Here is a 14367-nt window from a genome sequence, read left to right as displayed (position 1 = left end):
GTCTGGCGCGCCCGTTCGCGCCGCGGCCGTGGCCGCTTACTGGATATCGATCCGCCGCACCGCGCCGCCTTGCCGCTTGGGCAGCATCAGGTGCAGCACACCGTTTTCCAGTCTGGCTTGCGCAGTTGCATCGTCCACCTCGGCAGGCAGGGTGAAGCTGCGCATGAACTTGCGTGCTGAGCGTTCAGAATACACCACGTTTTCGCCGTCGCGCCGCTCGTTTGCCTTGCGGCATTCTCCTTCGATCGTGATGCGCTGGTGGTCGATGGCGACCTTCAGGTCTTCCTTCTCGACGCCCGGCATGTCGGCCTGGATTTCATAGGCCTGTTCGGTTTCGCGCAGGTCGAGCCGCGGAATGCTGGCGCCGTCGTCGAGGCGGCGCCCATTGAGGGCCAGGGGTGCGAAAAAGTCCTCGAACATGGTGTCGACGAGACGGCCGAAGCCCTCTTCGGCCATGCCGGGACGGTAGGTGCCCCTTCTGACGAGATTCATGGTGAGCCTCCTTTCTTCGCGATGAATGCGCGGCATGGCGCCGCACCTGTTTTATAGGGCAGGGCCGGGGCATTTTCAAGGGTCGGGAAGAGGCTGCGCGGGCGCGCGGGAAAAGCGGTTTGCGCGAGGGCAGAAAGGGTGCGACCGGCCGGAACCGTGACGGATTCCGGCGGTCGGAACCTGCTTCAGCCGAGCTGACTGCCGTGCAGGCGCAGGTGTTCCTCGACGAAGGTCGAGATGAAGTAGTAACCGTGGTCGTAACCCGCATGGCGGCGCAGGGTCAGCGGCTGGCCAGCCTCGGCGCAGGCCGCTTCGAAGGCGTCCGGGTTGAGCTGCTCGGCCAGGAATTTGTCGGCCAGGCCCTGGTCGATCAGGATGCCCTGCGGGAAGCGCACCGGACCGGACGCCACCAGTTCGGTGGCGTCGTACGCATTCCAGCTGGCCTTGTCCGCTCCCAGGTAGCCGGAAAAGGCCTTGTCGCCCCAGGGGCAGCGCGTCGGGGCGGCGATCGGCGCAAAGGCCGAGACCGAGCGGAACAGCGTCGGGTTGCGCAGGGCTAGCACCAGCGCGCCGTGCCCGCCCATCGAATGGCCGAAGATACCGCAGCGTTCGGCGTCGAGGCCGAATTCGCGCAGCACCAGTTCGCGCAGTTCGAGGATGTAGCTGTACATGCGGTAATGCCGCGACCACGGCTCCTGCGTCGCGTCGACGTAGAAGCCGGCGCCCACGCCGAAGTCCCAGCTGTCGGTTTCGCCAGGAACGTTGGCGCCGCGCGGGCTGGTGTCGGGCATGACCAGCGCCAGGCCTTCCTCGGCCGCCACGCGCTGGGCGCCGCCCTTGATGGCGAACGTTTCTTCGGTGCAGGTCAGGCCGGCGAGGTAGAGCATGACCGGCAGCCCCTTGGCCTCGAAGCCGGGCGGCAGGTAGATCGAAAAGCGCATCGGCAGGCCGATGGCGCTGGAATCGTGCTGGTAGAAGCGCTGGACGCCACCGAAACAGGCGTGTTCGCTGAGGAGAGTAAGCATGGAGGGCTCCGGGTGGTCAGGGTGGTCGATGCTGCAAGTATGCCAGTTCGACAAGCCGCATGCCGGGCTCGGGTGCATAAATGGGAGGGACGGGCCTGATGGCCCGCCCGGCATGTAGTCACGCCACTGTCATGATCGGCGCGTACGCTGCGGGAGTGCTTGCAGAACGGACTTAGCCGCCGCCGATCCCGCGCATGACGCGTCCGCTGCCGCCGCACTGCGGACAGGATTTGCCGTCGGCCAGCTTGCCGCTGCCGGCGCAGGCTTCGCAAACGTCTTCGCCGGCACCAGGCGTGCCAGGAGATGCTTCGTCGCCGGGGTTCAGGTCGGGTTCGGGAGTCGTGCTCATGGAAGCCTCGCAGGTGGTTGGAGTGCAGGCGATTCTATGCCGTTCGCCGGGAAGGCGGCGCCCGCTTGAGTTGGCGACCGACACCTGATCGATGTACACGTCCGGGCAACAATTTGTTGTTTTCGATAGGAAGTTGACATTGACATCCAACCGGTTTGAGGAATACTTCTCAGGGCAAAAACATCAACCCGACGGAACGAGGTCACGATGGAAAACGTTGAATGCGAGGGGGCGGTGCTGCTACCGGCCATCGAGGCCCGAACCGACGCACGCCGCCGCGTGATCGTCGATGCCGGCATCGCGGTGCAGGGCAGCAGCAACACCATGTCCGCGGTCGAGTACCTGCGTACGCGCGATATTCGTGGGCACGTCATCGAGCGGGTCTTACTTGAACCGCACCGGCGCCGCTCCGGCGCTTGAAGTTTCCAGAGGTCAGCTTTTTTCGATATCAAAGCGTCATTTTTGTTGCGCTCGGCTACTAGCGCTTATACACAAAAATTTCTTTTTTTTTATCTTTTGTGCATCTTGGGTTAGTCATGCACATGATCTCGCAAGTCATTGATTTCTTTTGAATTGACGCTTGCCCGTCGAATGGGCAAGTTATTGAAAGCCGCATCCTGACGGCATTTCAGGCTGTCAAGCCCTGTCTTTTCCACAAAGTTATTCACAGACTTTGTGGATATCCGGAAAAGTTCTTTAGTTACGGCCACTTAGCGCGTGTGGATCGTGTACTACGCGAACTCGACCCAACGCGGGCGCGACCTTTTTACGACAGAGCAGGCGCTAACGGGCGCAAAATGCACTTGCGAAGCCTTACTGGACAAATGTACAGTGGCGGTGTTTTTTCATTGCCATCCACCTTATGTCTGCTGCCAGCCTTGCGCCTCCTGTCGACGATCCCTTCGCCAGCCTGAATCCCGAACAGCGCGCAGCGGTCGAACACGACATCGGCGCGCCTGCCAGCCGGCCGTTGCTGGTGGTGGCCGGCGCCGGTTCCGGCAAGACGAATACGCTGGCGCACCGGGTGGCGCGCCTGATCATGGATGGCGCCGATCCGCAGCGCATCCTGCTGCTGACCTTCTCGCGGCGCGCCGCCAATGAGATGGCCCAGTGCGCCGGCAATGTGCTGCAGCGGATCATGGGCGGACGCACCGACGGCGCCGCCACGCTGCCGTGGGCCGGCACCTTCCACAGCATCGGTGCGCGCCTGCTGCGCGAATTCTCGGGACGCATCGGCCTCGACGAATCGTTCACGATCCACGACCGCGGCGATTCCGAAGACCTGATGGGACTGGTGCGCCACGAGATCGGGCTGACCGGGACTGCCAAGCGCTTCCCGCTGAAAGGCACCTGTCTGTCGATCTATTCGCGCGTCGTCAATTCGCGCGAGCCGCTCGACCTGGTCTTGCAGAGCACCTTTCCCTGGTGCTGCGAGTGGGAAGCCGAGCTGAAACGCCTGTTCGGCGCCTACGTCGACGCCAAGCAGGAGCAGAACGTGCTCGACTACGACGACCTGCTGCTGTTCTGGGCCGAGATGGCGGCCGACCCCGAACTGGGGCCGGAAATCGGCAGCCTGTTCGACCACGTGCTGGTCGACGAATACCAGGATACCAACCGCCTGCAGGCGGCGATCATCACCGGCATGAAGCCGGGCGGAGAAGGGGTGATGGTGGTCGGCGACGATGCCCAGTCGATCTATTCCTTCCGCGGCGCGACGGTGCGCAACATCCTCGATTTTCCGGCGCAGTTCTCGCAGCCGGCGCGGGTCATTACGCTCGACCGCAATTACCGCTCGACCCAGCCGATCCTGGACGCCTCGAACGCCGTGATCGCCGCCGCGCTCGAACGCCACGCCAAGACGCTGTGGACCGACAAGGTCGCCAGCAGCCTGCCGCAACTGGTCCTGATCCCGGACGAGGCCGAGCAGGCGCGCTGGGTCTGCAACCGCATCCTCGAGCAGCGCGAAGCGGGCATCAAGCTCACTACCCAGGCGGTGCTGTTTCGCGCCACCAGCCACAGCGCGGCACTCGAACTCGAACTCATGCGCCGCAATATCCCGTTCGTGAAATTCGGCGGGCTGAAATTCCTGGAAGCCGCGCACATCAAGGACGTGCTGGCAGTGCTGCGCTTTGCCCAGAACCCGAACGGGCGCATGGCCGGGTTCCGGGTACTGCAACTGATTCCGGGGATCGGCCCGGCCACGGCCACGCGCCTGCTCGACGCGGTGGCCACGGCGCCGGAAGCGCTGCACGCGGTTGAAACCTTCACGGCGCCGGCGAAAAGCGCGGGCGACTGGCAGGAATTCGTTACCCTCTACCGCAGGCTGCGCACGCCCGGACTGCGCTGGCCGGCCGACATCGAACTGGTGCGCGACTGGTACCTGCCGCATCTCGAGCGCCTGCACGACGACGCCACCGTGCGCGCCGCCGACATCGCCCAGCTGGCCGCACTGGCGGGCGGCCACGGCACCCGCGAAAGCTTCCTGGCCGAGATCACGCTCGACCCGCCCGAGGCGACGAGCGATCGCGCCGGCCCGCCCTTGCTCGACGAGGATTACCTGATCCTGTCGACGATCCACTCGTCCAAGGGCCAGGAATGGAAGTCGGTGCACGTGCTGAACGTGGTCGACGGCTGCATTCCCTCTGACATGAGCACCGGCAGCGCGGAAGAGATCGAGGAAGAGCGGCGCCTGCTGTACGTGGCGATGACGCGCGCCAGGGAACACTTGCACCTGGTGGTGCCGAACCGCTTCTTCATCAAGCAGCAAGCGCAGATGGGTGATCGCCACGTGTACGCTGCGCGCACCCGCTTCGTCACGCCGGCCATGCTCAAGCATTTCGAGGAATGCGTCTGGATCACGGCCGACACCGCGAAGTCCAAAAAGCCGATGCCGGACAGCGTGCGCATGCTGGTGCGGGACCGCGCGCGCAATGCGTGGAAATGATGAGGTACGGGGCAGGTAATGACGACTTATCCCCCGTTGTAGGAGTTTGTAGGAATCTTCTGATGCTGAGTCCGTTCACCAAACCACATGGCGTGCAAGCCATTGATTTTAAAGGACTCGATTTCTGCCTGTAGATTGGGCATTTTGTTGAAACCCGCATCAATACTGCGCTTGCGGCTTGTCAAGAGGTGCTTTTCCACATAGTTATCCACATTTCTTGTGGATATCGATGTAAACATAATAAAATCAATGGCTTAGTTATCGTTCTTTGCGATTGCTCAAGTCCTCCGCGAGGAAGGCGGCAGAAGTAGAGTGAGCGAAATAGCAACAACCAAATGCTTGGCATTTTGACAGTATCCACCATCGACGCGACTGCAGCATGACAAGCTGGCGTGTCACTTTCCTGCCACCCCGGCGGCCGCCTTCAGGCGGTCGAGTTCGGCCAGGAAGCGCTCGCAGGCCAGCGCCGGCGGCCAGGGTTCCCAGGGCGCGCAGCCGTACATGCCTGCCAGCGGATCGTCCTGCAGCACCGCGGCCTGGATCTTGAGGGTGCGCCGCACTTCCTCGCGCGACCAGCCGGCCACGTGCACCGCTTCGCTGGCGGCGGCCAGGCGGTCGGCGCGCTTGTGGCGTGCATGGTCGGCCGGCGTCCACGAGGGCAGGCCATAGCGCAGGAAGACCGCGTGTTCGAGGCGCTGCGACAGTTCGCGGAAGCCTTCGCCGAGGAAGGGCTTGATGACCGATAGCGCGTCGAAGCCGAGCAAGCCTTCCTCGGCGTCGTGCAGCAGTTCGCGCAACTCGTGCAGTGGCTCGACGCGTCCCTTCATCTCCGCGCGCTGCAGCAGCATCACTGTGATCGAGTGCTGGGCGACCGAGAGCGGCAGCGGCCAGGCCGAATGCCCGCCCCAGCGGTAGGTGCGCGCCAGGCCGAGGGCGAGGTCGGCGTCGTCCCAGTCGAAGGGGGTCGGATTGAGCAAGTCCAGGCGCTTGCCCGAGGGCATGCGCACCCAGGCGCGTTGCTGCGCCATCAGCGGGGATCGATCATCGTGGTCATGGCGCCAATTCTACAGGGGCGGGGCGGACGGCCGCGTCCGGTGAATCTGGCGTGCCCCATGGCATAACGGATTTCGCAGCCCGGCGCCTTGATCCATGCGAACATGCACCATGCGGAGCGGCATACACTGGACCGGTTTGCTTTTTTCCGGAGGAAGCGCCGTGGATGACCTGGTCAAGCGGTTCGAATGCGACGTACTGATCGTCGGCGGCGGCATCAACGGCGCGGCGATCGCGCGCGACGCGGCCGGGCGCGGGTTGCGGGTGGTGCTGTGCGAAAAGGATGACCTGGCCCAGCACACCTCGTCGGCGTCGAGCAAACTGATCCACGGCGGCCTGCGCTACCTCGAGCATTACGAATTCGGCCTGGTACGCAAGGCGCTGATCGAGCGCGAAACGCTGCTGCGCTCGGCGCCGCACATCATGCGTCCGCTACGCTTCGTGATGCCCCATGACAGAGGAACGCGTCCCGCCTGGCTGATCCGCGCCGGCCTGTTCCTGTACGACCGCCTGGCGCGGCGCGAATTCCTGCCGGGTTCGCACGGGCTCGACCTGCGCAGCCACCCGGCCGGTGCGCCGCTGCTGCCGCAATTCACGCAGGGCTTCATGTATTCCGACGGCTGGGTCGACGACGCCCGCCTGGTGGTGCTCAACGCGCTCGACGCCCATGAACACGGCGCCGTGATCCTGACCCACGCCCGTTGCGGCGCGTTGCAGCGCCAGCCGGACGGCTGGAGCACGACACTGGAGGCACAGGGACGCCATGTGCACGTCCAGGCGCGCTGCCTGGTGAATGCCGCCGGCCCCTGGGCGGCGCGTTTCCTGCATGGTGCCACCAACACCCCGGGCGGGCGCGCGCTGCGCCTCATCAAGGGCAGCCATATCGTCGTGCCGCGCCTGTTCGACCATCCGCACGGTTACATCTTCCAGCATCCCGACGGGCGCATCGTGTTCGCGCTGCCTTACGAGGGTGCGTTCACCCTGGTCGGCACCACCGACGTCGATTACCGGGGCGAACTCGACAAGGTGGCGATCAGCGCCGAGGAAACGCTGTACCTGTGCCAGCTGGCCAACCGCTATTTCAGGCGCGCCATCACGCCGGGCGACGTGTTGTGGAGCTATGCCGGCGTGCGTCCGCTGGTGGAAGACGAGGCGGCCAGCGCGGCGGCGGCCACGCGCGATTTCCGGCTTGAGCCAGATGTGGCCGGGGCGCCGCTGCTGTCCGTTTTCGGCGGCAAGATCACCACCAGCCGCAAGCTGGCCGAGCAGGCGGTCGACTGGATCGCGCAGGCCCTTGAACATGCGGCACCCGCTTGGACCGCCGGCGCCTGCCTGCCGGGCGGCGACCTGTACGGCCCGCGCCCGGACAAGCGCGGCGCGCTCGAATTCGACGGCTGGAGCGCGCGCCTGGGCACGCGCTACCCGTGGCTGCCCCCGAGCCTGGTCGCCCGCTACGCGCGCGCCTACGGCACCCGCATCGGCATCCTGCTGGCGCGCAGGAGCAGCCTGGCCGACATGGGCCAGGAAGTGCTGCCGGGGCTGTACGAAGCCGAGATCGACTACCTGATGACCCACGAGTGGGCGCGCGGCAGCGCCGACATCCTGTGGCGCCGCAGCAAGCTCGGCCTGCACGTGGCGCCCGGCAGCGCGGCGCTGCTGGACGACTGGATCGTGGCGCGCCAGGGGGCGCTGGCGCTGTAGTCATCAGTTTGGGGATATGATCCTCGGTGCGGCAACAATAACGACAACCGAAGGAGACCCCATGAAACTGTATATCAGCAGCCACGCGCCCAACCCGCGCCGGGTGAGCATGTTCATCCTCGAAAAGGGCATCGCCGGCATCGAGACCGAGATGATCGACATCCTCGCCGGCGAACAGCGCAGCGAGCGCTTCATCGCGAAAAATCCGCTCGGGCGGGTGCCGGCGCTGGAATTCGACGACGGCCGCGTGCTCAGCGAAACGCGCGCCATCTGCACCTGGCTGGAAGGCCGTTATCCGGAACCGAACCTGATGGGCGTCGACTTCGAGGAGCGCGCCTTTATCGAGATGGCCGACCGCCGCATGGAACTGCACCTGCTGCTGGAAACGGCCAGCAGCGCGCGTCACACGCACCCGGCGCTGGCGCCGCTGGAGACGCCGCAATTCAAGGACTTCGGCGCCGCCCAGGCCGACAAGATGCGCATCACCGCGCGCTGGCTCGACCAGCACCTGGCGCGCCAGCCCTACGTGGCGGGCGAGCGCTTCACCATCGCCGACATCACCGCCTTCTGCGCCCTCGAATTCGGCCGCGGCCTGCTGCGCTTCCGACCGGGCGATGAAGGCATGACGCACCTGCAAGCCTGGCGCGACCGCATCGCCGAGCGGCCGAGCGCGATCGGGTCAAAATAGGAACGTTGCTTGCGGTAGGGTGGTCGGCTCCACCCGCAACGATGAGCATCGGCGGCGTGTGAGCGCCCACGCGGTGATAGTTATCGGCGAGATCATCCGACACGATAGCGGAGCCGATAGCGATCACCGCGTGGACGGCAGAGCCGTCCACCCTACAATGATCGGCGATACCACGGCAAGGCCCCGGGCAGCGCCTGATACGCCCCCGCATGTGCATCTCCCGTCCCCAGTTCGCGGTCGAGCCCCAGCACGCCGAAACGCGCCAGGCTGTCGTGGAACAGGCGCAGCACGCGCTGGCGCAGCAGCGGGCCGAAATCGGCCAGGGCGCGGCGGCAGATGATGGCCTGGAACTCGTTGAACGAGGCGTCCGTCACCAGGTTGTGGCCGGCCCAGGTGATGCGCGCACGCAGGCGCGGCAGCAGAAAGGCGCGGCCGTCGCGCACTTCGAAATGGTCCGCCAGCCGGCCGCCGCCGCCGCTCTGCCTATAACTCTCCTGCAGCGCGGGCAGTGCTGTCGCATCGATCCCGGCTTCGCGAGCATCCAGCAGCAGCTCGTCGTTGCCCATGGTCGCAAATATTTCGGTGCGTGCGAGCAGGCCTTCCTCGTGCAGCAGGATCGCCAGCGTCCAGGCCTCGCCGACGCCGGCGCATTCGGCCAGCCAGACTTTCGGCACGGCCGCCGGCCGCAGCGACTTTCCCAGCACTGCGCGCGCCTCCCGTGCCCAGGCCGGATCGGCGAACAGGCCGCTCGGCGCCCATGCCAGCGCGCGCAGGACGGCGCAGGCGGCGCCGGGCTCGTGCAGCACGCGCTCCTGCAGCGCCGAGACTGTCTTCAGTCCGCGTTCGGCCATCACCGCGAGCAGCTTGCGCCGCACGGTCGCACGCTCGTAGTCGCGGAAATCGTAGCCGTGGCGCTGGCTTAACGCTTCCAGCAACAGCTCGATCTCCAGCTCCTCGACCGCCAACGAGGCCGCGAACGATGCAAAGGCAGTCAATGCAGCCACACACGCATCAGCGACAGCAGTTGCGCCACGTCGACAGGCTTGGTGATGTAGTCGGACGCGCCGGCGGCGATGCACTTGTCGCGGTCGCCCTTCATCGCTTTCGCGGTCAGGGTGATGATCGGCAGCGACTTGAACTTCGGAATCCGGCGGATCGCGCGCATCGTGTCGTAGCCGTCCATCTCCGGCATCATGATGTCCATCAGGACGATCTCGATGGTCGGGTCCTTTTCCAGCACCTCGATGCCGTCGCGGCCATTCTCGGCGAACAGCACCTGCATCTGCTGGCGCTCCAGCAGCGAGGACAGGGCGAAGATGTTGCGCAGGTCGTCGTCGACGATCAACACCTTGCGTCCGGCCAGGCCGCCATCGAGCGCGTGGATCTCTTCCAGCATCTTGCGCTGCAGTTCCGGCAGCGAGGCGTGCGAACGGTGCAGGAACAGCGCCGTCTCGTCGAGCAGGCGCTCGGGCGAACGGGCATCCTTGATGACGATGGTCTTGGCGTATTTCTTGAGCTTGGTGACTTCCTTGCGATTGAGTTCCTGCGCCGTGTAGATCACGATCGGCAGGTCGCGCAGCGCCGGCTTCTTGCCGATCTGGTCGAGCAAATCGAAACCCGAGATGTCCGGCAGCGTCAGGTCGAGCACCATGCAGTCGAAGTGCTGGGCTTCGAGCGCCTCCAGCGCGGCCTGGCCGGTCTCCACGGTCACCATGTTCAGGTCGCTGTCGCCGATCAGGTTCACGATCAGCTCGCGCTGGGCCATGTCGTCTTCCACCACCAGCAGGCTACGCTTGCCGCCGACCAGGAACTTCTGGATGCGCGCGAATTCCTCTTCCAGCAGTTCGCGTTCGACCGGCTTGTTCAGGAAGGAGATCGCACCCTGGCGCAGCGCGCGCTCGCGCTCGCGCAGCGCCGAGACCACGTGCACCGGGATGTGGCGCGTGCTCGGGTCGCGTTTCAGGCGATCGAGCACCGTGAAGCCGTCGATGTCCGGCAGGTCGATGTCGAGCAAAATCGCCGAGGGCAGGTAATCGCGGGCAAGGGACAGGGCCGAGTCGCCGCGGTGGGTGACGATGCCCTTGAAGTTCTTCTCGCGCGCCAGTTCGAGCACGGTCTTGGCGAAGCGGTCATCGTCCTCGACGATCAGCACCGACGGGTCGCCCGGGGCGATCAGGCCGCGGTCGTCCAGCATCGACGCGTATTCGACCAGGTTGCTGTTGGTCGGCGCCTGCACTTCGATGGTGGCCACGGCGCCGCTGTCGCCGGCCCCGGCCCCGGCTGGTATGTAGGTGATCGGCGCGGCCAGCGGCGCCGCGCTCGGCGCCACCAGGCGGGCAGGCTGTGGCTGGCGGCTCGCTTCGTAGTTGATGAAGCCGGCGCGGTTGTACGGCAGGTAGAGCGTGAAGGTGGAGCCGACGTTGACGGTCGACTCCACCCGGATTTCGCCGCCCAGCAGACGCGCCAGTTCGCGCGAAATCGACAGGCCCAGGCCCGTGCCGCCATACTTGCGGGCGGTCGAGCCGTCGGCCTGCTGGAAGGCTTCGAAGATCAGCTGCAGCTTGTCTTGCGGGATGCCGACGCCGCTGTCGCTGACCGAGAACGCGAGCACCGCGTCCGCATGCAGCAGGTGCGGGTGATCGGCCGTCCAGCCGCTGGTCACCAGGCTGATGTTCAGCGCGACCTGGCCGTGGCTCGTAAATTTGAATGCGTTCGACAGCAGGTTCTTCAACACCTGCTGCAGGCGCGTGGTATCCGTCATCACGGCGGTCGGCAGGTTTTCCGCCAGGTCGACCTGGAAACCGAGGTGCTTGGCTTCGGCCATGTGGCGGAAGGTGCGGTCGACGTAGTTGCGCAGGTTGGCGAAGCGGTATTCCGACACGTCCAGGGTGACGGTACCCGACTCGATCTTCGAGAGGTCGAGAATGTCGTTAATCAGGGTCAGCAGGTCGGAACCGGAGCCGTGGATGGTCTTGGCGAATTCGACCTGTTTGCCGGACAAGTTGCCCTCCGGGTTATCGGACAGCTGCTGCGCCAGGATCAGCAGCGAGTTCAATGGCGTACGCAGTTCGTGCGACATATTCGCCAGGAACTCGGACTTGTATTTCGAGGACAGCGCCAGCTGGGTCGCCTTTTCTTCCAGGGCCAGTTTCGCCTGCTCCACCTCGCGGTTCTTGCGTTCCACCTCGATGTTCTGCTCGGACAGCAGGCGCGCCTTTTCGGCCAGCTCCTGGTTGGTCTGCTGCAGTTCCTGCGCCAGCGACTGCGACTGGGTCAGCAGCGACTCGGTACGGCTGTTCGCCTCGATCGTGTTCAAGACGACGCCGATCGACTCCATCAGCTGGTCGAGGAAGGAGAGGTGGGTTTCGGTGAAGCGGTCGAGCGAGGCGATCTCGATGACGGCTTTCACCTGCTGTTCGAACAGGATCGGCAGCACCACGATGTTGTTCGGCGGCGCCGAGCCCAGGCCCGAGGACACCACGATGTAATCGCGCGGCACGTCGGTCAGCCAGATACGGCTCTTCTCCAGCGCGCACTGGCCCACCAGGCCTTCGCCCGGCAGGAAGGAGGTCGGCAGCTTGCGGTTGGAACGGTAGCCGTAGGAGGCGATCATGCGCAGGCGCGCATCGAGCTCCTGCGAGTCCATCATGTAGAACACGCCGTGGTGCGCCGACACCAGCGGCGCCAGCTCGGACAGGATCAGTTTGGTCACCGCACCCAGGTCGCGCTGGCCCTGCAGCAGGCGCGTGAAGCGCGCCAGGTTGGTTTTCAGCCAATCCTGCTGCGCGTTCTTTTGCGTGGTTTCCTTCAGGTTGCGGATCATCTCGTTGATGTTGTCCTTCAGGTAGGACACCTCGCCGCGCGCCTCCACCTGGATCGAACGCGAGAGGTCACCACGGGTCACGGCTGTTGCTACTTCGCCGATGGCGCGCATCTGGTTGGTGAGATTCGCCGCCAGCTGGTTGACGTTTTCCGTCAAGTCTTTCCAGGTACCGGCCACACCGGACACGTTGGCCTGGCCGCCCAGCTTGCCCTCGGTCCCCACCTCGCGCGCCACGCGCGTCACCTCGGAGGCGAACGACGACAACTGGTCGACCATGACGTTGATGGTGTCCTTCAGTTCCAGGATCTCGCCCTTCACGTCGACGGTAATCTTCTTCGACAAGTCACCGCGCGCCACCGCGGTCGTCACCGCCGCGATGTTACGCACCTGGCCGGTCAGGTTCGATGCCATGAAGTTGACGTTGTCGGTCAGGTCCTTCCAGGTACCGCCGACGCCCGGCACGTAAGCCTGGCCGCCGAGCTTGCCTTCGGTACCGACCTCGCGCGCCACGCGGGTCACTTCGGATGCGAACGAGGACAGCTGGTCGACCATGACGTTGATCGTGTTCTTCAGTTCAAGGATCTCGCCCTTGACGTCCACGGTAATTTTCTTCGACAGGTCGCCGTTCGCCACGGCGGTGGTCACGTCCGCGATGTTACGCACCTGGCCGGTCAGGTTACCCGCCATCGAGTTCACGCCGTCGGTCAAGTCTTTCCAGGTACCCGCCACGCCCGGCACGTTGGCCTGGCCGCCCAGGCGCCCCTCGGTACCGACTTCCCGCGCGACGCGGGTGACTTCGGAAGCAAAGGAGTTCAGCTGGTCGACCATGACGTTGATGGTGTTCTTCAGCTCGAGAATCTCGCCCTTCACGTCCACCGTGATCTTCTTCGACAAGTCGCCGTTCGCGACGGCGGTGGTCACGTCGGCGATGTTACGCACCTGGCCCGTGAGGTTACCCGCCATCGAGTTGACCGAGTCGGTCAAGTCCTTCCAGGTGCCGGCCACGCCCTTCACCTGCGCCTGGCCGCCCAGTTTGCCTTCGGTACCGACTTCGCGCGCCACGCGCGTCACTTCGGAGGAGAACGAGGACAACTGGTCGACCATGACGTTGATCGTGTTCTTCAGTTCGAGAATCTCGCCCTTGACGTCCACGGTAATCTTTTTCGACAGGTCGCCGTTCGCCACCGCGGTCGTCACGGTCGCGATGTTACGCACCTGGCCCGTCAGGTTCGAGGCCATGAAGTTGACGTTGTCGGTCAAGTCCTTCCAGGTGCCGCCCACGCCCGGCACGTAAGCCTGGCCGCCCAGTTTGCCTTCGGTGCCGACTTCGCGCGCCACGCGCGTGACTTCCGACGCGAACGAGCGCAGCTGGTCCACCATGACGTTGATGGTGTCCTTCAGCTGCAGGATCTCGCCGCGCACGTCGACCGTGATCTTCTTCGACAAGTCGCCGTTCGCCACGGCGGTGGTCACTTCCGCGATGTTACGCACCTGCGAGGTCAGGTTACCCGCCATCGAGTTGACCGAGTCGGTCAAGTCTTTCCAGGTGCCGGCCACGCCTTTTACTTGTGCCTGGCCGCCGAGCTTGCCTTCGGTGCCGACTTCGCGCGCCACGCGCGTGACTTCCGAGGAGAAGGAGGAGAGCTGTTCCACCATCGTGTTGGCGGTGGTGGCGGCGCGCAGGTACTGGCCCTTCAAGGGGTGGCCGTCCACTTCGAGCGCCATGGTCTGCGACAGGTCGCCTTTCGCCACGGCGCCGATGACGCGCGCCATTTCGGTGGTCGGACGCACCAGGTCGTCGATCAGGGTGTTGACCGAACTGATGATGGTGCTCCAGCCGCCGACCACGCCCGGCACGTCGGCGCGCTGGGTCAGGTGGCCTTCGCGGCCGACCACGCGCGACACTTCGGTCACGGCTTCGACCATCTTCGACTTGGTCTCGATGATGTCGTTCAGGGTGTCGGCGATCTTGCCCGACACGCCAGTCCAGTCGGAAGGCATGCGTACCGAAAAGTCGCCCTTTTTCAGGGCCATCAGCGTCGCCAGCAGGAGTTTGACATCCAGCTGTTCGGCCATGTCGGTCATTGTGTTCATCGACGTGTAATCCTTGTTTTGGAAAGTGATACGGCGTTCTTGTTGTCGCGATGGCCGGGAAGCTGCGCGCAAGCGAAACTAAGGGGAAACTGTTAAAAGGAAATATCCAGAAGTCGAAACAATACGCGTGTGCGAAATCAAGTCAAGCTCTGTAACCAGGATAAATATTGCATTCTGGAATGTTAAATGGCGTGCGCG

The 14367-nt window shown here is 64.6% G+C and carries 11 protein-coding genes; 4 read left to right on the top strand and 7 right to left on the bottom strand.

From position 1 onward, the window contains the following. Nucleotides 1-36: 36 nt before the first annotated feature. The 3 genes from AC56LG_RS18815 to AC56LG_RS18805 all read right to left on the bottom strand — a co-directional run bounded on the left by AC56LG_RS18815 (nucleotide 37) and on the right by AC56LG_RS18805 (nucleotide 1866). Nucleotides 37-492 carry an Hsp20/alpha crystallin family protein gene (locus tag AC56LG_RS18815; RefSeq protein WP_497167588.1) on the bottom strand — a complete coding sequence of 152 codons (456 nt, stop codon included), beginning with the start codon at nucleotides 490-492 and terminating at the stop codon, nucleotides 37-39. A 185-nt stretch (nucleotides 493-677) separates the two neighbouring features. Next, nucleotides 678-1517, bottom strand: a complete 840-nt coding sequence (fghA, locus tag AC56LG_RS18810) for an S-formylglutathione hydrolase (RefSeq protein WP_497167587.1) — start codon at nucleotides 1515-1517, stop codon at nucleotides 678-680. Nucleotides 1518-1689: 172 nt separating this feature from the next. Beyond that, nucleotides 1690-1866, bottom strand: coding sequence for a hypothetical protein (locus AC56LG_RS18805; protein ID WP_497167586.1), 177 nt, complete (start codon nucleotides 1864-1866; stop codon nucleotides 1690-1692). Between the two features lie 207 nt (nucleotides 1867-2073). Here AC56LG_RS18805 and AC56LG_RS18800 point away from each other — a divergent pair, with 207 nt between their 5' ends. Continuing rightward, nucleotides 2074-2286: a hypothetical protein gene (locus tag AC56LG_RS18800; RefSeq protein ID WP_497167585.1), complete on the top strand. Its 213-nt coding sequence runs from the start codon at nucleotides 2074-2076 to the stop codon at nucleotides 2284-2286. Nucleotides 2287-2728: 442 nt separating this feature from the next. Further along, complete coding sequence (locus AC56LG_RS18795; protein WP_497167584.1) at nucleotides 2729-4810, top strand: ATP-dependent helicase; 2082 nt, start codon at nucleotides 2729-2731, stop codon at nucleotides 4808-4810. A 26-nt stretch (nucleotides 4811-4836) separates the two neighbouring features. On the opposite strand, the gene AC56LG_RS18790 is transcribed toward AC56LG_RS18795, so the two are convergent. Then, complete coding sequence (locus AC56LG_RS18790) at nucleotides 4837-5010, bottom strand: hypothetical protein (protein WP_497167583.1); 174 nt, start codon at nucleotides 5008-5010, stop codon at nucleotides 4837-4839. A gap of 195 nt (nucleotides 5011-5205) precedes the next feature. Continuing rightward, complete coding sequence (locus AC56LG_RS18785; protein WP_497167582.1) at nucleotides 5206-5838, bottom strand: phosphohydrolase; 633 nt, start codon at nucleotides 5836-5838, stop codon at nucleotides 5206-5208. 196 nt (nucleotides 5839-6034) lie between these two features. Between AC56LG_RS18785 and glpD the strand changes: the two genes are divergently transcribed. Together glpD and AC56LG_RS18775 are read left to right on the top strand one after the other, a co-directional pair. After that, nucleotides 6035-7564: a glycerol-3-phosphate dehydrogenase gene (glpD, locus tag AC56LG_RS18780; protein ID WP_497167713.1), complete on the top strand. Its 1530-nt coding sequence runs from the start codon at nucleotides 6035-6037 to the stop codon at nucleotides 7562-7564. Nucleotides 7565-7625: 61 nt separating this feature from the next. Beyond that, entirely contained in the window at nucleotides 7626-8252 is a 627-nt protein-coding gene (locus AC56LG_RS18775) for a glutathione S-transferase family protein (protein ID WP_497167581.1), read from the top strand. A gap of 152 nt (nucleotides 8253-8404) precedes the next feature. Here AC56LG_RS18775 and AC56LG_RS18770 read toward each other — a convergent pair whose 3' ends face one another. Continuing rightward, nucleotides 8405-9256: a CheR family methyltransferase gene (locus tag AC56LG_RS18770; protein WP_497167580.1), complete on the bottom strand. Its 852-nt coding sequence runs from the start codon at nucleotides 9254-9256 to the stop codon at nucleotides 8405-8407. Continuing rightward, the gene (locus AC56LG_RS18765) at nucleotides 9244-14169 is read right to left on the bottom strand and encodes a response regulator (protein ID WP_497167579.1); all 4926 of its coding nucleotides are present in this window, start codon (nucleotides 14167-14169) and stop codon (nucleotides 9244-9246) included. Before AC56LG_RS18765 ends, AC56LG_RS18770 begins: the two co-directional genes overlap by 13 nt. Nucleotides 14170-14367 lie beyond the last annotated feature (198 nt).

The organism is Telluria sp. ZB2R32, assembly GCF_059685715.1.
Note: the sequence above shows the minus strand (reverse complement) of the source record. Positions and strands in the feature narration are given on the sequence as shown.